The 19,371-nt window shown below is 60.4% G+C and carries 14 protein-coding genes; 6 read left to right on the plus strand and 8 right to left on the minus strand.

What is annotated here, in order from left to right; all coding sequences use genetic code 11:
* Positions 1-22 precede the first annotated feature (22 nt).
* Positions 23-1,477: a xylulokinase gene (gene xylB / locus BLR72_RS07380; protein ID WP_091946900.1), complete on the plus strand. Its 1,455-nt coding sequence runs from the start codon at positions 23-25 to the stop codon at positions 1,475-1,477.
* Positions 1,474-2,784: a xylose isomerase gene (xylA, locus tag BLR72_RS07385; protein WP_091946903.1), complete on the plus strand. Its 1,311-nt coding sequence runs from the start codon at positions 1,474-1,476 to the stop codon at positions 2,782-2,784. The genes xylB and xylA overlap by 4 nt, the downstream gene beginning before the upstream one ends.
* 120 nt (positions 2,785-2,904) lie before the next feature.
* Here the strand turns inward: xylA and BLR72_RS07390 are convergent, their stop codons facing one another.
* Positions 2,905-3,654 (minus strand): SDR family NAD(P)-dependent oxidoreductase, encoded by a 750-nt coding sequence (locus tag BLR72_RS07390; protein ID WP_027230644.1) that lies wholly within the window; start codon positions 3,652-3,654, stop codon positions 2,905-2,907.
* A 120-nt stretch (positions 3,655-3,774) separates the two neighbouring features.
* Here BLR72_RS07390 and glpK point away from each other — a divergent pair, with 120 nt between their 5' ends.
* Positions 3,775-5,265 carry a glycerol kinase GlpK gene (gene glpK, locus BLR72_RS07395; protein WP_091920331.1) on the plus strand — a complete coding sequence of 497 codons (1,491 nt, stop codon included), beginning with the start codon at positions 3,775-3,777 and terminating at the stop codon, positions 5,263-5,265.
* A gap of 45 nt (positions 5,266-5,310) precedes the next feature.
* Here glpK and BLR72_RS07400 read toward each other — a convergent pair whose 3' ends face one another.
* Positions 5,311-7,494 (minus strand): transglycosylase domain-containing protein, encoded by a 2,184-nt coding sequence (locus tag BLR72_RS07400; RefSeq protein ID WP_091946906.1) that lies wholly within the window; start codon positions 7,492-7,494, stop codon positions 5,311-5,313.
* A gap of 180 nt (positions 7,495-7,674) precedes the next feature.
* On the opposite strand from BLR72_RS07400, the gene BLR72_RS22415 reads away from it, so the two are divergent.
* Both BLR72_RS22415 and BLR72_RS07405 read left to right on the plus strand, forming a co-directional pair.
* Positions 7,675-7,833, plus strand: a complete 159-nt coding sequence (locus tag BLR72_RS22415; protein ID WP_155810823.1) for a hypothetical protein — start codon at positions 7,675-7,677, stop codon at positions 7,831-7,833.
* Between the two features lie 346 nt (positions 7,834-8,179).
* On the plus strand, positions 8,180-9,295 hold the full coding sequence (locus tag BLR72_RS07405; protein ID WP_091946911.1) for an acyltransferase family protein: 1,116 nt from the start codon (positions 8,180-8,182) through the stop codon (positions 9,293-9,295).
* A 14-nt stretch (positions 9,296-9,309) separates the two neighbouring features.
* Here the strand turns inward: BLR72_RS07405 and BLR72_RS07410 are convergent, their stop codons facing one another.
* Complete coding sequence (locus BLR72_RS07410; RefSeq protein ID WP_091946915.1) at positions 9,310-9,927, minus strand: ribonuclease D; 618 nt, start codon at positions 9,925-9,927, stop codon at positions 9,310-9,312.
* A gap of 17 nt (positions 9,928-9,944) precedes the next feature.
* The gene (locus BLR72_RS07415) at positions 9,945-11,333 is read right to left on the minus strand and encodes a M20/M25/M40 family metallo-hydrolase (protein WP_091946918.1); all 1,389 of its coding nucleotides are present in this window, start codon (positions 11,331-11,333) and stop codon (positions 9,945-9,947) included.
* A gap of 479 nt (positions 11,334-11,812) precedes the next feature.
* Here BLR72_RS07415 and polA point away from each other — a divergent pair, with 479 nt between their 5' ends.
* Positions 11,813-14,764, plus strand: a complete 2,952-nt coding sequence (gene polA / locus BLR72_RS07420) for a DNA polymerase I (RefSeq protein WP_091946921.1) — start codon at positions 11,813-11,815, stop codon at positions 14,762-14,764.
* 26 nt (positions 14,765-14,790) lie between these two features.
* Here the strand turns inward: polA and BLR72_RS07425 are convergent, their stop codons facing one another.
* Genes BLR72_RS07425 through BLR72_RS07440 form a run of 4 tightly spaced genes read right to left on the minus strand, consistent with a single transcriptional unit; the run spans position 14,791 to position 19,369 of the window.
* Positions 14,791-16,374 (minus strand): FGGY-family carbohydrate kinase, encoded by a 1,584-nt coding sequence (locus BLR72_RS07425; protein ID WP_175492308.1) that lies wholly within the window; start codon positions 16,372-16,374, stop codon positions 14,791-14,793.
* Positions 16,371-17,057, minus strand: a complete 687-nt coding sequence (locus tag BLR72_RS07430; RefSeq protein WP_091946927.1) for an HAD family hydrolase — start codon at positions 17,055-17,057, stop codon at positions 16,371-16,373. Before BLR72_RS07430 ends, BLR72_RS07425 begins: the two co-directional genes overlap by 4 nt.
* Position 17,058: 1 nt before the next feature.
* Positions 17,059-18,537 carry a mannitol dehydrogenase family protein gene (locus BLR72_RS07435; RefSeq protein WP_091946929.1) on the minus strand — a complete coding sequence of 493 codons (1,479 nt, stop codon included), beginning with the start codon at positions 18,535-18,537 and terminating at the stop codon, positions 17,059-17,061.
* A 55-nt stretch (positions 18,538-18,592) separates the two neighbouring features.
* A complete protein-coding gene (locus BLR72_RS07440; RefSeq protein ID WP_091946932.1) occupies positions 18,593-19,369 on the minus strand; it encodes an L-iditol 2-dehydrogenase in 777 nt (258 codons plus the stop codon).
* Between the last annotated feature and the right edge of the window lie 2 nt (positions 19,370-19,371).

Genomic DNA, 19,371 nt, shown 5'->3' on the forward strand with positions numbered 1-19,371 from the left:
CACCCCAAGGAAGGAAGCCAGCATGTATCTCGGGCTCGACCTCGGCACATCCGGTGTCAAAGCACTTCTGATCGACGAGAACCAAAAAATTGTCGGCTCCGGCACGGGACATCTCGACGTTTCGCGCCCGCATTCAGGCTGGTCGGAACAGGATCCTTCGCACTGGATCCGGGCGACGGAAGACGCTGTTGCCGCGCTCAAGACAACCCATGGGAGGGAGCTCGCTGCCGTCAAGGGTATTGGCCTCTCCGGACAGATGCACGGCGCCACACTACTCGATGCCGGCGATCAGGTGCTGCGTCCCTGCATCCTTTGGAACGACACACGCAGCCACGCGGAAGCGGCCGAGCTCGACGCCAACCCGAAATTCCGTAACCTAAGCGGCAACATCGTCTTCCCCGGTTTCACCGCCCCGAAGATCGCCTGGGTTCGCAACAACGAGCCCGATATTTTTGCGCGGCTGCAGCGCGTTCTGTTGCCGAAGGATTATTTGCGTTTCTGGCTGACGGGCGAACATGTGTCCGAAATGTCCGACGCGGCCGGCACGTCCTGGCTCGATGTCGGCAAGCGCGCGTGGTCGCCGGAACTGCTTGCCGCAACCGGCCTCGATGAACGCTACATGCCCTCGCTGGTCGAGGGAACCGAGGTGTCCGGCATCCTGAAGCCCGATGTTGCGGCGCGCTGGGGCATGGGCGACAAGGTGGTGGTAGCAGGCGGAGCCGGTGACAATGCGGCATCGGCCTGCGGCATGGGCACTGTCGGAGAAGGCCATGCCTTCGTTTCGCTCGGAACTTCCGGGGTGCTGTTTGCCGCCAACCGCGCCTATCTGCCAAACCCTGAAAGCGCCGTGCACACATTCTGCCATGCCCTGCCGGACACATGGCACCAGATGGGCGTTATTCTTTCGGCAACCGACGCCCTGAACTGGTATGCCGGGATCGTTTCCCGCAAAGCCGCCGAACTCACGGACGAACTTGGAGCAGGTCTGCGCACTCCATCGGGCGTGACGTTCCTGCCCTATCTTTCAGGTGAACGCACCCCGCTCAACGATTCAGCGATCCGCGGGTCGTTCCAGGGGCTCGAACATGCGAGCGACCGGGCGGCTCTGACACAGGCCGTGCTCGAAGGTGTCGCCTTCGCCTTCCGCGATTGCCTTCATGCCCTGGCCGCCGCCGGCACCAGGCTTAAGCGCGTCACGGCTGTCGGCGGCGGATCGCGCTCCACCTACTGGCTGAAAGCCATCGCCACCGCGCTCAACATACCGGTCGACGTACCGGCGGATGGGGATTTCGGCGCGGCCTTTGGCGCTGCTCGTCTCGGGCTTATCGCTGCCGAAGACGCTGACCCGCATGCCATCTGCGTCGCCCCCGCAACGGATACGACCATCGAACCGGACGCGAACCTGATCGGGGCCTTCGACGCGGCCTACAATCGCTATCACAACCTCTATCCAGCACTTAAGGGAGTTCAATCATGAGCAGCGGATTTTTCGGAGATATCAAGCCAGTCAAATATGAGGGGCCGGACAGCAACAATCCGCTCGCCTACCGCTTTTACAACCCCGACGAGAAGGTACTTGGCAAGCGCCTTGAGGACCATCTTCGCTTCGCCGTCGCCTACTGGCACTCCTTCGTCTGGCCAGGCGGCGATCCTTTCGGCGGTCAGACCTTCGAACGCCCCTGGTTCAACGACACGATGGAAGGCGCCAAACTGAAGGCCGACGTTGCCTTCGAAATGTTCTCTATCCTCGGCGCGCCCTATTTCTGCTTCCATGACGCGGATGTGCGTCCCGAAGGCGACACGATCAACGAGAGCAACAGCCGCCTGCAAGAGATCGCCGACTATTTCGCCGGCAAGATGGAAAAGACCGGCACCAAATTGCTCTGGGGCACGGCCAACCTCTTCTCCAACCGCCGGTATATGTCGGGCGCAGCCACAAACCCCGATCCGGATGTCTTCGCCTATGCGGCAGCCACGGTCAAAAGCTGTATCGACGTGACGCAGAAGCTTGGCGGCGAAAATTACGTGCTGTGGGGCGGACGCGAGGGCTATGAGACCCTGCTCAACACCGACATGAAGCGTGAACTCGACCAGATGGGCCGGTTTCTAAGCCTCGTCGTAGAGTACAAGCACAAGATCGGCTTCAAGGGCACGATCCTCATTGAACCCAAGCCCCAGGAACCCACCAAGCACCAGTACGATTACGATGCGGCGACGGTCTACGGCTTTCTGAAGCGTTTCGGCCTGGAGAACGAAGTGAAGGTCAACCTCGAACAGGGCCATGCCATCCTTGCCGGCCATTCGTTCGAACATGAGCTGGCGACAGCGGCGGCGCTCGGCATATTCGGCTCCATCGACATGAACCGCAACGACTACCAGTCGGGCTGGGACACGGACCAGTTCCCGAACAATGTTCCAGAAATCGCGCTCGCCTACTACGAGGTGCTGAAGGCCGGCGGCTTCACCACAGGCGGCACGAATTTCGACGCCAAGCTGCGCCGCCAGTCGATAGACCCGCAGGATCTTCTGATCGCCCATATTGGCGGCATGGATACCTGCGCGCGCGGCCTCAAGGCAGCGGCAAAGATGATCGAGGACAAGGCGCTGACGAGCTTCGTCGACGATCGCTATGCCGGATGGTCGACGCCGGAGGCGCAGGCGATGCTCTCGGGCAACGAATCGCTCGACGCGATCGCCAAACGGGTCGAGGACAAGAACATCCAGCCGCAGCCGCGCTCCGGCCGGCAGGAATATCTGGAAAACATCGTCAACCGCTACGTTTGACCGTTCGAAGCCTTCGGTACGGTTGGTCGCCGACAACACTGCGGTGCCCGCTCCCTTCCCTCCCCCTTGTGGGGAGGGTCGGGGTGGCGATGAAACTTCCGCCGCCCCATCGTACCTGCGCTAAACGTGCTGGCCGCCGTTGATATGAATCTCGGATCCGGTCACATAGGAAGAGGATTCAGTGCAGAGGAAATAGATCGTCTCGGCGACCTCGGCAGTCTTGCCCAGCCGGCGCAGCGGCAGTTGCTCGACGAGCTTATCCGTCCCCGGTGACAGGATGGCCGTGTCGATCTCGCCCGGCGCGATCGCATTGACCCTTATGCCGTGCGGTCCGAAATCCGAAGCCATTTCACGCGTCAGCGAAGCAAGCGCGGCCTTCGACGTGGCATAGGCCGTACCGGCAAACGGATGGACGCGGCTGCCAGCAATCGACGTGACGTTGACCACTGAACCTTGGGCAGCCTCGAGTTCATTGAACAAGCCTCGCGCGAGCATGATCGGCGCGAAGAAATTGACCTGGAACACCGTCATCCACGTCTGCATCGGCGTAACGATCGAATCGAGCCGGTCGCCGGCGCTGTTCTTCGGCGATATGCCGGCATTGTTGACGAGTGCGTTCAGCCTGCCGCCCTCGGCCGCGAGGCGGCTGCGGATCTCCGCGACAGCGTGATCGACGTCGGCAGGATCGGCAAGATCGACCTTGATATGGTCGTCAGGACCCGCAGGCCAAGGGCAGTTTTCGGAAAAATCCTGGCGTGAGCAAGTGATCACGCGCCAGCCGGCGCGCGAAAAGCGCTTGACAGTAGCGTGGCCGATACCGCGGCTTGCTCCGGTAAGGACAAGGACCTTGCGTGGCTCATCATTGGACATGGCGATACTCCGTTGCATCAGCCTTAGAGCAAGAACAGCCTAAATTCGAGGCTTATCATGTCGCAGCGATTGATCTGGCCCAACCAAGCAAATATCTTGGCGCCAAATCAGGGGGGAAGCATGAACGGATATGTTTTGGCCATCGACCAGGGCACGACTTCGAGTCGCGCCATCGTCTTCGATCACAATCGCCACGTGGTCGGCAAAAGCCAGCAGGAATTCACCCAAATCTACCCGCAGTCGGGCTGGGTCGAGCATGATCCCGACGAAATCTGGCAGTCGGTGCTCAGCACATGCGAAGTCGCCATCGAGAACGCCAGGATTCAGGCCGGCGACGTCGCCGCCATCGGCATAACCAACCAGCGCGAGACAGTTATCGTCTGGGATCGAACGACCGGCAAACCGATCCATAACGCCATCGTCTGGCAGGACCGCCGGACGGCGTCATTGTGCCAGAAGCTGAAGAAGCAGGGGCTGGAGAAGACGTTCACGCGCAAGACCGGGCTGCTGCTCGACCCCTATTTTTCCGGCACCAAGCTCGCATGGCTGCTCGACAAGGTACCCGGTGCCCGCAAGCGCGCGGCCAATGGCGAGCTGTTGTTCGGCACCATCGACAGTTTCCTCATCTGGCGCTTGACCGGTGGCAAGGTGCACGCGACCGACGCCACCAATGCGTCGCGCACGCTGCTCTTCAATATCGCGACCAATGCGTGGGATGACGAGCTTCTTGAGATCCTGCGCATTCCGCGGGCGATGCTTCCTGAGGTGAAGGACTGCGCCGCCAACTACGGCGCTGCCGAAGCCTCGCTGCTCGGTGCGGCAATACCGATCCTCGGCGTTGCCGGCGATCAGCACGCGGCGACCATTGGCCAGGCCTGTTTCGAACCCGGCATGTTCAAATCGACATACGGAACCGGCTGCTTTGCCCTGCTCAACACCGGCAGCGATATGGTCCTTTCGAAGAACCGCCTGCTGACTACGATCGCCTACCGCCTGAACGGCAAGACCACTTATGCGCTCGAAGGCTCGATCTTCATCGCCGGCGCCGCCGTCCAATGGTTGCGTGACGGCCTCAAGATCATCGGCTCGGCGCCGGAGACCGGCAAACTCGCCGATCAGGCCGATCCGAGCCAGGACGTCTATCTTGTGCCGGCCTTCGTCGGGCTCGGCGCACCGCATTGGGATGCGGAAGCGCGCGGCGCGATCTATGGCCTCACGCGCAACAGCGGCCCGGCCGAGTTTGCCCGCGCGGCGCTTGAATCCGTCGCGTACCAGACCCGCGATCTTCTCGACGCCATGCGCAAGGACTGGAAGGCATCGGACAAAAAGACCGTGCTGCGCGTCGATGGCGGCATGGTCGCTTCAGACTGGACCATGCAGCGACTTGCTGACATCCTGGATGCACCCGTGGACCGGCCGGTAATCTTGGAAACGACAGCGCTTGGAGCCGCATGGCTCGCGGGGTCGAAAGCAGGCATCTGGCCGAACCGGCGCGATTTCGCCAAGACCTGGGAACGCGAGACGCAGTTCACGCCGAAGATGGACGAGAAGACCCGCAAGGCAAAGATCGCGGGCTGGAAAACGGCTGTCAAGCGTACCTTGAGCCAGTAATCAGTCATTGATGCTTGCGCGATGCAAAACCGCGCAAAACATCGATCAATTGCCCATGATCAGATCGAACAGGGTTGTCTTGCGCCCCTTGCCGCCACTGACACTGCCGGGCGGCACGGGATGGGTCGATCCAGTTTGATCGCCAAGGTCGGCTGGCGGCATCTGGCCTGCCGGATCGAGCTGGGCCGACGGCACGCCCTCGGCAGCGGGAACGCTGTCGCCTGATCCGGGAAGAACATCATTGCCCTCGATGACCTGCTGATGCAGCTGATAATCGCCGGGAAGCTGCGCCACCGGCACGCCCTTATGCGCGGCGACCATGAAATCTTTCCAGGCGATGGCGGGCAGCGAACCGCCGGTGATCTTCTTGGTCGGCTTGCCGTCATCATTGCCGAACCATACGCCGGTGGTCAGGTTTGACGTATAGCCGATGAACCAGGCATCGCGGAAATTCTGGCTTGTGCCGGTCTTGCCTGCAGCCGGCCAGCCGAACTTCGCCTTGGTGGCGGTTCCGCTGTCAACGGTCTGGCGCAACATGGCATTCATCATGCCGACATTGCGCTCATCGATAACGCGAGACGGCTGCGGGCGCTTGAACTCGTAGAGCACCTTGCCCTCGTTGGTCGTCACGCGGCGGATGATGTGGATCGGCGCCTTGTAGCCGCCATTGGCAAAGGGCACGAAGGAATCGGTAAGTTCGAGGAGGGTCACTTCGGACGTGCCGAGCGCGAGCGATGCATTGGCGGTAAGGTTCGATTCGATGCCGAGCCGATGCGCCGTCGACACCACCGTGCTTGGTCCAACTTCCATGACGAGCTGCGCCGACACCGAGTTCAGCGAGCGCGCCAGGGCTTCCGCAAGCGTCACCTTGCCGAAATACTTGCCGTTAAAGTTGCCTGGGGTCCAGTTGCCGATGCGGATAGGCGCGTCGTTGCGCACCGATTCCGGTGTAAATCCCTGTTCGAGCGCGGAGAGGTAAACGAAGGGTTTGAAGGCCGAGCCCGGCTGCCGCTTGGCCTCGCTGGCGCGGTCGAACTGGCTGTTGGCGTAGTCATAGCCGCCAATCAGCGCCCGCACGGCGCCGGTGCCGTCGATCGACACCATCGCGCCCTGCGAAACATTGAGCTTTTCGCCGTTCTTGCTGATGAGGTCGCGAATCGACGCTTCGCCGAGCTTTTGCAAGCCGAGATCGACCGTCGTATCGACAATGACATCGCTGCGCACATCGCCGATCAGGCCCGGCAATTCCTCCATGACGCGATCAGCGACATATTGCTCCGAGCCGCTCCAATAGGAGGCGGCCCGGGTGGCCGGCTGCTTCATGGCAAAATTGAGCTCCTTGTCGCCGATCATGCCCTGTTCGCGCATGGCCGCGAGCACGAGTTGCGACCGCTCGCGGGCGGCTTTCGGGTCACGCGCCGGCGAAAGGCGTGACGGCGCCTTGAGGAGCCCGGCGATGAGCGCCGCCTCGGGCAGCGTCACCTCCTTGGCGGATTTGTTGAAATAGCGCCGGGACGCGGCCGCGACGCCATAGGAACCCGAGCCCAGATAGACCCGGTTCAAATACATTTCGAGGATTTGATCCTTGGTGTATTTGCGCTCCAGCCACAGCGCGAGCAGCACTTCCTGCACCTTGCGCTCGATGGTCCGGTCGGGCGTCAGGAACAGATTTTTGGCAAGCTGCTGGGTAATGGTGGAGCCGCCCTGCACGAGCCGTCCGGAAATGAGATTGGTTGCCATCGCGCGGGCAAACCCGATCGGATCGACGCCGAAATGCGAATAGAACCGCCGGTCCTCGATGGCGACGACGGCCTCGGGAATATAGGGCGACATGTCGTGCAGGCTGATGGCCTCGCCGCCGGAAGCGCCGCGATTGGCAATGAGATCGCCCTCGACCGAAACGATTTTCACGTTTGGCGGACGATCCGGGATGGCCCAGGTCGTCGTCTGCGGCATCTTCGCGGCAAAATAGATGACAGTGCCGGCAAGGCCGATACCGCCCCACAGGCAAAGAACCATCGACCAGTAAACCATGCGGCGCAGGAGGCCGATGAAGCCGCCGCCACCTCCGCTACGACGCGTCTTGCGCCGCCTGGATGCGGCGGGCTTGCGCGTCGTCTTGCGTTTTGCCACTGGCCTGTCCTCCGGATCTGCGCGCAAATCGTCGCCCGAACGGCGATCCGAACCAAAGCGCGGTTCGATACGTTGCTTGCCCGTGCCGCGTGCCATGAATGAGTAGTCTCGCCCCGTATGCGTTCGAAGAATGATCCCGCGACCCGTTGCAGGGTAAATGCGGCGATTTAAGGTGCGGTTAAATTGTGCGTGATGTGGGAAAATCGCAGCCACGGGGTGGTTGAGATTGCTGCGGGCGATCGTTACGGTCGGGAAAGCATCACTCGGAGCATACCCATGCGTCTTTTCATTCTGGCCGCACTTGGCATCCTGTTGAGCGGCTGTGGCGGCGGGGCTATCGAACGGCTGAACCCCAAGCCCGACGCGGAAGCGCAATACCGTCTTGGCGGTTGCCAGCTGCGCGGGCATGGCGTGTGCAAGGATCTTCCGCAATAGCTCCGAGGGCGCTCTAGAGGGAGCTTATGACTTGGTATCGAGCCCAGGTAGACCCTCTTCGCGATTTCCAAATAATGCCACGCGTAAAATATTATCTTGCGGCCCTTGAAAAGATTTGGGCCCGGTTCTATTTTAATTCTTGCGTAACGAGTGGTTCTCCTCCCATTTTTCGCTCGTTGCGTGTTCCCCTCTGGACGCATTAGCGTTCACAATTCGCCGGGCTCTTAGCCCGGCTCTTTTGTTTTTGGGGCTTGTTTGCAATCAGCTTCTGCTCATCACCTGAATTTTATTTCGATTTTTGTTTTTTCCTATATGTAGGTGCCGGTTGGCTTGGGGAATAACATTCATGAATACTGTTGAAAAGACGCGCGTCGATTGGGTCGATATTGCCAAGGGAATCTGCATCATATTCGTTGTGATGATGCATTCGGTGCTCGGCGTCGAGAACGAGGCGGGCGCGCGCGGCTGGATGCATGCGGTTGTCGCCTTTGCCCAGCCCTTCCGCATGCCGGACTTTTTCATGATCTCCGGCCTTTTCCTCGGCCTCGTCATCGATCGCCCGTGGTTGCGCTATGCCGACCGCAAAATCGTGCATTTTGCCTATTTCTACGTGCTCTGGCTGACGATCCAGTTCCTGTTCAAGGCGCCGGGTATCGTTGCGGAAAGCGGCGGCGACGGCGCCCTCTCCGCGTATCTTCTGTCCTTCATCCAGCCGTTTGGAACCTTGTGGTTCATCTATCTGCTGCCGTTATTCTTCGTCGTCACGCGACTTATCAGACACGTGAATGTCTGGGTCGTGCTTATCATTGCTGCCGCTCTCGAGACGCTGCCAATTCACACCGGCTGGCTGGTCATCGATGAATTCTGCAGCCGCTACGTCTATTTCTTTGCAGGCTACGCCTTCGCGCCTGTCATCTTCCGTCTTGCCGCCTGGCTGCGGGAGCGTCCGGCAACGGCGCTCGGCGTGCTCGGCGTCTGGGCGCTCGTCAACGGCTGGCTCGTCTTTCACCCGGCAACGCAACCGTTCGCAGCGTGGATCCCGGAAGAGTCCTATACATCCGGCGGTCTTGGTGGCTGGAGCAGCGTCCCGATAATCTCGCTTGCCGCCGGCTTTGCCGGGGCCATCGCCATCGTATCGGTTTCGGCACTGCTCGCCAGATTGGGCGCTTCGCAAGCCTGGCTCGTCAAACCGCTGCGCTGGCTCGGCGCACACTCGATCGTCGTTTACCTCGCCTTCTTCCTGCCGATGGCGCTTGCCCGCACGATCCTGTTGAAGCTTGGCATCATCACCGATATCGGCACGATTTCGCTCCTCACCGTGATTTGCGGCGTGATCGGCCCGGTCATCCTCTATGGATTGATCCAGTGGACCGGCTACGGGCAATTCCTGTTCAAGCGGCCGCCATGGGCCCATATCGACCGCGCCCCCGCCCCGAGAGAGGCGATGGCTTCGGCCGAATAGAACTTCAGCTTTATTCAGCTGTGGGCGAAAATATCCTGCTCGTCCCAACCCATGAGGTCGAGCTTGGCGCGCGTCGGCAGGAATTCGAAGCAGGCTGCCGCCTCTTCCGCCCGCCCGTCGCGCACGAGACGGTGCTGCAGGATCGTGCGCAACCGATGCAGGTAGAGCACATCGGACGCAGCATATTCCAATTGGGCCTGTGACAAATCCGGCGCCGCCCAATCGGACGATTGCTGCTGTTTTGACAGGTTGACCTCGAGCAGTTCGCTGCACAGGTCCTTGAGGCCGTGCCGATCCGTATAGGTGCGCGACAGCCGCGATGCGATCTTGGTGCAGTATACGGGTTTTGGCATCACGCCGAAGGTATGGAACAGCACCGCAAGATCAAACCGGCCGTAGTGGAAGATCTTGGTAATGGCATCGTCGCCCAGAATCTTGACAAGATTCGGCGCCGTCTTCTGGTCCCGGTCGATCTGGATGACGTCGGCGGAGCCATCGCCGGGTGATATCTGCACCACACACAGGCGGTCGCGATGCGGATTGAGGCCCAGCGTCTCCGTATCTATGGCAACCGCATCGACCTGGTAGCGGCTGAGATCGGGAAGATCGTTGCGGTGGAAGCGAATTGTCATCGGCCTGTCTCTTTCAATTAGCGGGCCAGCGCATCGAGGATGCGCGCCCAGGACCTCTGTCCCTTGTGGAACGAGGTGAGTTCGTATTTTTCGTTGGGGGAGTGAATTCGGTCATCCTCCAGGCCGTAGCCAACGAGCAGGGAATCCATGCCCAGCATGTGCTGGAAATCGCCAACGATCGGGATGGAACCCCCCATGGCGATGAGTACTGCCGGCTTCGGCCATTCGTCGCTCAGCGCATTCTTCGCCTTGGTCAAAAGCGGTGATTCATAGGCAAGCTGGATTGCCGGCGAGCCGCCATGCTCGTGGAACTCCACCGTGCAGTCGGCAGGAATCCGCTCGCGGACAAAAGCGCGGAAGGCCTCGCGCACCTTCGCCGGCTCCTGCTTATGGACGAGTCGGAACGACACCTTCGCCGACGCTTCCGCCGCAATCACGGTCTTGAAGCCTGCACCGGTATAGCCACCGGTAATGCCGTTGATTTCGGCCGTTGGGCGCGCCCATACGAGTTCGAGGACCGAGCGGCCCTTTTCGCCGGAAGGGATCGAAAGACCGACCGGTCCGAGGAAGTTTTCCGGCGTGGTGCCAAGACCTTTCCACATCTGCAGGATCTGCGTCGGTGTTTCTTCGACGCCGTCATAAAAACCGGGGACAGTTACCGCACCGTTCTCATCGTGCAGATCGGCGAGCGCCTTCGCAAGAATGTGAATCGGATTGGCGGCGACGCCGCCGAACATGCCGGAGTGGAGATCACGATCAGCCGCCTTGACGGTGATGTTTTCGCCGACGAGGCCGCGCAGCCCAACTGAGATGGCCGGCGTTTCCACGTTCCACATGCCCGTGTCGCAGACCAGCGCGAAATCCGCCTTGAGCTCATCCTTGTGGGCCGTCAGGAACGGCTTCAGCGAAGGCGAGCCGGATTCTTCCTCGCCTTCGAAGAGGATCGACACCCTTACCGGCAGTTGGCCGTGCATTTGCTTGTAAGCGCGGCATGCCTCGACGAAGGTCATAAGCTGGCCCTTGTCGTCGGATGTGCCGCGGCCCGTCAGTATCTTGCGGCCATTGCCGGCATCCTTGATCGCCGGGTCGAAGGGATCGTTCTCCCAAAGCTCCAACGGATCGACGGGCTGCACATCGTAGTGGCCGTAAAACAGCACGTGGGGCGCATCCGCGCCTGGACCATCGTGATGCGCGACGACCATCGGGTGCCCCGGCGTATCGCGGACGCTCGCGTCAAAGCCTATGGATTTGAGGTCGGCGACGAGCCACTCCGCCGCCTTGCGGCATTCATCCTTGTAGGCCGGATCCGTAGAGATCGACTTGATCCGCAACAGGTCGAAAAGCCGCTCCAGGCTGTTGTCGAGATTGTTATCAAGTGCGTTCAAGACGGGTTCGAGAGCTGGCATGGCATTTCCTGATTATCTGTGGACCGGGACTCGTAGAGGGAGTTCTTATTAGCGCATTTTATCAGGAGGGGCAGAAAAAACTGGCCATCCAGAAGGCCAAAAAGAAATGGTCGCCGTGGCGGGGGGACCACAGGCGACCAGATCACTACACTCATTTGCGGTCAACCCTGGAGAGGGGGATGAGGTTGGCCCGCAGTCCGGGGTCAGGCGGGGGACGAGCCTTAAATCCGGACATCGATCTAACGTCGACACCCTGAATTTGGGAGGCAAACCGTGGCAATTCAAGGGCACGGAAGATTACATCTTTGTAACAAACGTGTGATGGTCTGGTGAGCCGGCTCAGGCCCCGATGGATACCCTCGCTGGCTGTGGAAAGAACCGCACTCCTGTCAGGATGCGTCAGGTGCCTCCGGATCTTTCGTTGAAAGAAATCGCCATGTCATTCCATTTTCGAGGATCATCATTTAATCCTATCGCCCATGAAAAAAGGTGATCATCTCTTCCTCGTCGACGGCTCCGGCTACATCTTCCGGGCCTATCATGCTCTCCCTCCCCTAACGCGCAAATCCGACGGCCTTCCCGTTGGCGCGGTAGCGGGCTTCTGCAACATGTTGTGGAAGCTGTTGCGAGAGGCGCGCGACACATCGGTGCGCGATACCCCGACACATTTTGCCGTCATCTTCGACTATTCCTCGCACACCTTCCGCAAGGAGATTTATCCGGAATACAAGGCCAATCGTTCGGCGCCGCCGGAGGACCTCATTCCGCAGTTCGGTCTCATCCGCCAGGCGACCAAGGCCTTCAACCTGCCGTGCATCGAAATGAACGGCTACGAGGCCGATGACCTCATTGCCACCTATGCGCGCATGGCCGAGGAAGCCGGCGCCGAAGTCACCATCATTTCGTCGGACAAGGATCTGATGCAGCTCGTGACGCCGAACGTGTCGATGTATGACAGCATGAAGGACAAGCAGATCGGCATCGCGGACGTTGTCGAAAAGTGGGGCGTGCCACCGGAGAAAATGATCGACCTGCAGGCGCTGACCGGCGATTCGACCGACAATGTGCCGGGCATACCAGGCATTGGGCCAAAGACGGCGGCGCAACTGCTGGAGGAGTTCGGCGATCTCGATACGCTTCTGGCGCGCGCGGGGGATATCAAGCAGCAGAAGCGCCGCGAAAACATCATCGAGCACGCCGAGCAGGCGCGCATTTCGCGCCAACTGGTTACGCTGAAAAAGGACACGCCCGTCGAGGTCGGGCTTGAGGAATTCGGTCTCGAGCCGCAGGACGGAAAGAAACTCATCGCTTTCCTCAAGGCGATGGAATTCAACGCGCTGACGCGCCGCGCCGCGGAAGCGACTGGCGTGGACGCCAGCTCGATTGCCCCCGCTCAATTGAAAATCGAAGCGGTTGCCGAAGCCCATGGCCCGGATCTCGACGTCGAGGTTGGAGATTTCGAGCCTGTGGAGATCAAGTCGCCGTCGGCGGTATCGCCCACGGCGCGGTCGGGTACGGAGAATTTCACGGCAACGCCGGCTGACCTGGTCAAATCGCGCACCGACGAGGCGCTTGCGGCGCGCTTCGACAGGAGCGCCTATGTTACGATTCGCGATGTCGCGACATTGCAGGTCTGGATCGACGAGGCCATGACCTCCGGCATCATCGCCTTCGATACGGAAACGAATTCGCCGGATCCCATGCAGGCCGATGTCGTGGGCATTTCGTTGGCAACGCGTCCGGGCCGTGCTGCCTATATACCGATCAACCATAAATCCGGCGACGGCGATCTTCTTGGCGGCGGACTGGTCGAGCGGCAGATACCCGAGCAGGAGGTGTTTGCCAGGCTGAAACCACTCCTCGAAGACCGTTCTGTTCTGAAGATCGCGCATGGGATGAAGTATGAATGGCTGATCATGCATCGCCATGGCATCGACCTTCACCCGCTCGACGACACGATGCTTATTTCCTACGTGCTCGACGCCGGCGAGGGCAGCCATTCTATGGATGCGCTGTGCGATCGCTGGCTCGGTCACAAGCCCATGGCCTACAAGGAGTTGATCGGCTCTGGTAAGTCATCGGTTACATTCGACAAGGTGCCGATCGAGCGCGCCGCCGAATATGCAGGCGAGGATGCCGATGTCACCTTAAGGCTGTGGCGTCTTTTGAAGCCGCGCCTTGCCGCCGATAGTATCGCTTCCGTCTACGAACGTCTGGAGCGGCCGCTCATTCCCGTGCTTGCACGCATGGAAGAGCGCGGCATTTCGGTCGACCGGCAAATCCTTTCCCGCCTCTCCGGCGATTTTGCCCAGACGGCCGCGGCGATCGAAGACGACATCTACAAGCTCGCAGGCGAGCGGATCAATATCGGCTCGCCCAAGCAGATGGGCGATATCCTTTTCGGCAAGATGGGCCTTCCAGGCGGGACCAAGACCAAGACCGGCCAATGGTCGACAACGGCGCAATTGCTCGAGGAACTGGCGGCGGAAGGCCACGAACTCCCCCGCAAGATCGTCGATTGGCGTCAGCTGACGAAACTCAAATCGACCTATACGGACGCCCTCCCCGGTTATATCCATCCGCGCACCAGGCGCGTCCACACATCCTATGCGCTTGCTGCGACATCGACAGGCCGTCTCTCCTCATCCGAGCCGAACCTGCAGAACATTCCGGTGCGGACGGCTGAAGGCCGCAAGATACGCACCGCCTTCATTGCAGAGCCAGGCAACAAGTTGATTTCGGCCGACTACAGCCAGATCGAATTGCGCGTGCTCGCACATGTGGCGGAAATTCCGCAGCTTACACAGGCTTTTGCGGATGGTATCGACATCCACGCAATGACCGCCTCGGAAATGTTCGGCGTTCCGGTCAAGGACATGCCGGCGGAAGTGCGCCGCCGCGCCAAGGCGATCAATTTCGGCATCATCTACGGTATTTCCGCGTTTGGTCTTGCCAACCAGTTGTCGATCCCGCGCGAGGAAGCCGGCCAATATATCCGCACCTATTTCGAGCGATTTCCCGGAATCAGGGACTATATGGAATCGACCAAGGCCTTTGCACGCCAATACGGCTATGTGGAGACGATCTTCGGACGCCGCGCGCATTATCCCGAAATCCGCTCGTCGAATCCGCAGCACCGCGCCTTCAACGAGCGCGCCGCCATTAATGCGCCGATACAGGGATCGGCTGCCGATATCATCCGCCGCGCCATGGTACGGATGGAATCCGCGCTTGACGAAGCCAAGCTTTCAGCGCGGATGCTGCTGCAGGTGCACGACGAACTGATCTTCGAAACCGCGGAAGCGGAGGTCGAGGCGACGATACCGGTGATCCGCGATGTGATGGAGAATGCGGCAATGCCTGCCGTCTCGCTATCCGTGCCGCTCAAGGTCGATGCGCGCGCGGCGCACAATTGGGATGAAGCACACTAGGCAGTGTTTGCCTGGAAAGAATTGCGCTAGAGCGAATCAAGTACGCGCCGTTGCGCGTGCATTTCGAGGAAAATGCGGTAGTCGCGGTCGAAACGCGGGCGCGCATCTGGATTTGGTTGCCGTTCGCGGCCGCCTTGCTTCATGGCGAGGCACGCCGAGGGCAGATCCGGGTAAAGGCCAGCCGCCGTGGCGGCGACCATCGCTGTGCCAAGCAGCACCGCATCCTCGGCAGCGGATGTCACGACCGTGCAACCGGTGGCATCTGCGTATAGCTCCATGAGCAGCGGGTTCTTGATGTGGCCGCCGGTGACATGCATCGTGTCGATCGCATAGCCCTTGTCGTTCAGCGCATCGAGGATATGGCGCACTCCAAGGGCGATTGCGACGCAGGTGCGCCAGTACAGCCGGCAAAGACTGTCGAAGGAGGTGTCGAGCGTCAGGCCGCTGATGACGCCCACCGCATGCGGATCGGCAAGCGGCGAACGATTTCCATGGAAGTCCGGGAGCACGTGCAAGCGTCCCGCAAGATCGAGGCCTTCGCCCGCACGCAGTTCCATGACACGGTCCGTTATCTTCTTGTGAAGCGCGGCATTCGGTTCGCCGACGGCGCCATGCCAACGGATCATGTGGTCGAGCAGCGCGCCCGCTACGGATTGTCCGCCCTCGCTCAGCCAGCAATCCGGCAAGGCGACGCCGTAATAGGGGCCCCATCCGCCGCTGAAAGAGATCGGCTCCGGCGACAGCGCCATGAGGCAACTCGAGGTCCCGGCAATCAGCGCAAGGTGGCGGTCGATCTGCGACAGGTCGCCGGCGAACCCGGCAAGAACACCAAGCGCGCCCGCGTAAGCATCGATCAACCCCGCCCCGACGTGACATTGCGTCGTTAGTCCGAGCGCATCGGCGGCATGTTGCGTCAAGGCGCCGACATCGGACCCGACGGGGCTCGCGCGCTTCGGCAGGCTGCCGCGCTCGAGCATGTCGGCAATACCCATGGCCTCGAAAAAGTCCGGCTGCCAGCCCGGCTCCTCATGTGCCAGATAGGCCCACTTGCAGGTCAGCGTACATTGGGAACGGGCGAGCGAGCCTGTTGCCTTCCACGTCAGATAGTCGGCAAGGTCGAAAAAGTAGCCAGCTTGCTTCCATGTTTCCGGAAGGTGCCGCTTAAGCCACATCAGCTTCGGCGTCTCCATCTCTGGCGACATGACGCCGCCCAGGTGTTCCAGCACCTTGTGGCGGCTTGCGGTGCATTCATCAGCCTCCGCGAGTGCCCTATGGTCAAGCCAGACGATCGTATCCCAGCGGTTTTCGCCCGATGTCGATACCGCGAGCGGAGCGCCGTCCGCGTCACGGACCACGAGCGAGCAGGTTGCGTCGAAGCTTATGCCGGCGATATCCGAGCGACTGACACCCGATTGCACGATGGCGCCCTGGACGGCGATGCACACGGACTTCCAGATGTCTTCCGAATCGTGCTCGGCATGGTCGCCGAAAGGCCGGTTCATCAGGATTGGATGTTCGACACGCCCTAGCAGATTGCCGTTTACGTCAAGAATACCCGCGCGGGCGCTTCCGGTACCAACATCGACCGCACAGACGAATTTCGGCATCAACGAACTTTCGGTGTGGCTTCCTGCGAGGCGAGCAAGCCGGGCAATTGCAACATGTCGTTGAATATACGGTCTGGGCCGAGAGACGCAAGTGCCGCCTCCAGCCGGCCCCCGCGCGAGTGTGTGCCGCCGGTGAAGGCAAAGACCCGCATTCCGGCGCTTTTTGCCGCCTCGATCCCGGCGGGACTGTCTTCCACCACCACGCAATCTTCTGGATCAGCCTTCATTGTGCGTGCGGCGAGGAGAAAGAGGTCGGGCGCAGGCTTGCCATGCTTCACCATGGTTGCGCTGAAAATATGGGGGTCAAGCAAATCGATCAGCCCGGTCAGTTGCAGCGACAGGCGGATCCGATCGGGTTGGCTCGACGACGCGACGCAACGCGGTATGTCGAGTACCCGCAACGTATCGGCTATCCCGGGGATGGGCTTGAGGTCACGTTTGAATCGCGCGAAGAGATTCGCCCGCATTTCATCGAGATCGGCATCGCTTGCGGCAAAGCCGTAATCCTCGTGCAGGATCTTGCTGATCGTCGTCATGCTGCGCCCGAGGAAGCGGTCATAAGCATCGTCCTCGGACAAGGTCGTGCCGCTCTTGGCGATCATATCGAGCAGGACGGCGATGGAAATGGGCTCGCTGTCGACGAGCACGCCATCGCAATCGAAGATGACGAGTGCGGGCTTGGCCATCTCAAAGCTTGCCCTGGAGATAGAGCGTCAGCGTTTCGCGCGTGCCCTTGTCCCAGAGTGTGCGCAGGTGGCGGGTAAATGTTTCAACGAAAGTGGGAGCGGTCCCGACCTCGCCGAAAATGTCGCTCATTGCGAGGAACGCCTTGGGGTCGTCCTTTGCCTTGAGCGCCTCAACTTTCAGCCGCTCGGCGCTGGCATCAAGATAATTCGTCGGCTTGCCCGTGTCGGTGGTACCCGCGCAAAAACGGCACCAGAGCGCTGAAACCAGCGCAAGCCCGGTGATGCTTTTGCCGGCTTTCAACCGGTCGGCGGTGGTCGGCAGGATGAATTTCGGCTGCCGGTTGGAACCATCCTGGCAAAGGCGTTGGATCGTATCGCCGATCTTGGGATTGGAAAAGCGCCTGACGATCAGGTCGAAATACTCATCGAACGGCATGCCGGGTACTGGCGGCAGGACGGGAATGATCTCATCGCGCTCGAGCTTGGTGAGGAAATCACGGATCAGTGGCTCCTCCATGGCTTCGTGGACAAAATGAATGTCCATCAATGCGGCTGGATAGGCGATTGCCGCGTGACCGCCATTGAGGATGCGTATTTTCATGAGCTCATACGGCGCCACATCCTTGACGAATGTAACCCCGACCTTTTCGAGTGCCGGGCGGCCGGTGGGGAAGTGATCTTCGAGTACCCATTGCTTGAACGGCTCGCAGAACACAGGCCAATTATCCTCCACGCCGAAATCCGTCGTCAGCATCTGGCGCTCGCGGTCGGTGGTTGCCGGAGTGATGCGGTCGACCATGCTGTTCGGGAAAGCCACATTGTCCTTGACCCACTTCGCAAGGCCCGGATCGATCAGAGCTGCAAGTCCGCTCACCGCATCGCTGGTCACATGACCGTTGCCCGGAATATTGTCACAGGACATGACGGTGAAGGGCTCGGTGCCCTCGTCGCGGCGGCGCATCAACCCGGCAAGAATAAGGCCGAAAACAGTCTTTGGGCTCTTGATATTCGCCGCATCCGCTACGATCGCGGGATGTTTGGGATTGAACACGCCCGAGGCCGGATCGATGAAATAGCCGCCTTCGGTGATCGTCATCGACACGATGCGGATCGTCGGGTCCGCGAGGCGCGAAATCGTGGCTTCGGTATCAGCCGGTTCAAGATAGTCGATCATCGATGCCGTGATATGGGCGATGCGGTGGCCACTATCCTGCTCGACAACGGTCGTCAGCCAATCCTGGTCGGAAAGCTTCTGGCGCATGGTTTCGTCTGAAGGAAGAACGCCCGCGCCGACGATGGCCCATTCGTGGTCCGAACCGCCATTGAACAACTCGTCAAGGTAGACCGCCTGGTGTGCGCGATGGAAATTGCCGATGCCGAAATGAACGATACCTGCCTTCAGATTGGCCTGGTCATAGCGCGGAACGCCGACGTTCTGCGGCATCTGCTTGAGCGCTGCTTGCGAGAGTTTAACAGTCATCGGGCTTAACCCCTCTTCTTGTGTCATTTGAACCGGCAAATCAGCGCCGGGAAGATCAGCTCATCCAGTTGCCGCCATCGACATTATAGGTCTGGGCAACGATGTAATCGCTCTCGCTGCTGGCAAGAAATATCGCCATTCCTGTCAGATCGTCGGCAGTGCCCATGCGCCCATAGGGCACCGCCTCACCAACGAGCTTCTTTTTTTCGCCGCGCGGGCGGTTTTCATATTTTGCGAACAGAGCATCGACACCGTCCCAATGCTCGCCGTCGACAACGCCGGGCGCAATGGCGTTCACATTGATGCCATGCTCGATAAGGTTGAGCCCGGCAGATTGCGTCAGGCTGATCACCGCAGCCTTCGTCGCACAGTAGATCGCAACGAGCGGCTCGCCGCGTCGGCCGGCTTGGCTCGCCATGTTGATGATTTTGCCGCCCTTGCCGCGTGCGATCATCGCCCTGGCGACAGCCTGCAAGGTGAACAGCGTGCCGGCAAAATTGACGGCAAACAGCTTGTCATAGCTTTGGCGCGTTATGTCGACGATCGGGGCCAGGTCGAAAAGCGCAGCATTGTTGATAAGCACGTCGACCCCGCCGAACTTGTCGACGGCCTCCTTGACGGCGGCGTCAATCGAAGCCTGGTCGGTTACGTCGAGGCGAACGGCATGGGCACGTTCACCAAGCTCGCTTGCCGTCTGCCTGGCCCGGTCGAGATCGATATCGGCGATAACCACATGAGCCGCGCCCTCGCGCAGATAGGCTTCGGCGAATGATCGGCCGATGCCGCGGGCTGACCCGGTGATGAATGCTGTCTTTCCTTGCAGTCTGTTCATTG

The organism is Phyllobacterium sp. YR620 (genome assembly GCF_900104165.1).
Classification (GTDB): domain Bacteria; phylum Pseudomonadota; class Alphaproteobacteria; order Rhizobiales; family Rhizobiaceae; genus Phyllobacterium; species Phyllobacterium pellucidum.

Excerpts from the sequence above, each read along its gene's own strand:
- xylB (WP_091946900.1), top strand. The coding sequence starts at position 23 with ATGTATCTCGGGCTCGACCTCGGCACATCCGGTGTCAAAGCACTTCTG.
- xylA (WP_091946903.1), top strand. The coding sequence starts at position 1,474 with ATGAGCAGCGGATTTTTCGGAGATATCAAGCCAGTCAAATATGAGGGG.
- BLR72_RS07390 (WP_027230644.1), bottom strand. The coding sequence starts at position 3,654 with ATGTCCAATGATGAGCCACGCAAGGTCCTTGTCCTTACCGGAGCAAGC.
- glpK (WP_091920331.1), top strand. The coding sequence starts at position 3,775 with ATGAACGGATATGTTTTGGCCATCGACCAGGGCACGACTTCGAGTCGC.
- BLR72_RS07400 (WP_091946906.1), bottom strand. The coding sequence starts at position 7,494 with ATGGCACGCGGCACGGGCAAGCAACGTATCGAACCGCGCTTTGGTTCG.
- BLR72_RS22415 (WP_155810823.1), top strand. The coding sequence starts at position 7,675 with ATGCGTCTTTTCATTCTGGCCGCACTTGGCATCCTGTTGAGCGGCTGT.
- BLR72_RS07405 (WP_091946911.1), top strand. The coding sequence starts at position 8,180 with ATGAATACTGTTGAAAAGACGCGCGTCGATTGGGTCGATATTGCCAAG.
- BLR72_RS07410 (WP_091946915.1), bottom strand. The coding sequence starts at position 9,927 with ATGACAATTCGCTTCCACCGCAACGATCTTCCCGATCTCAGCCGCTAC.
- BLR72_RS07415 (WP_091946918.1), bottom strand. The coding sequence starts at position 11,333 with ATGCCAGCTCTCGAACCCGTCTTGAACGCACTTGATAACAATCTCGAC.
- polA (WP_091946921.1), top strand. The coding sequence starts at position 11,813 with ATGAAAAAAGGTGATCATCTCTTCCTCGTCGACGGCTCCGGCTACATC.
- BLR72_RS07430 (WP_091946927.1), bottom strand. The coding sequence starts at position 17,057 with ATGGCCAAGCCCGCACTCGTCATCTTCGATTGCGATGGCGTGCTCGTC.
- BLR72_RS07435 (WP_091946929.1), bottom strand. The coding sequence starts at position 18,537 with ATGACTGTTAAACTCTCGCAAGCAGCGCTCAAGCAGATGCCGCAGAAC.
- BLR72_RS07440 (WP_091946932.1), bottom strand. The coding sequence starts at position 19,369 with ATGAACAGACTGCAAGGAAAGACAGCATTCATCACCGGGTCAGCCCGC.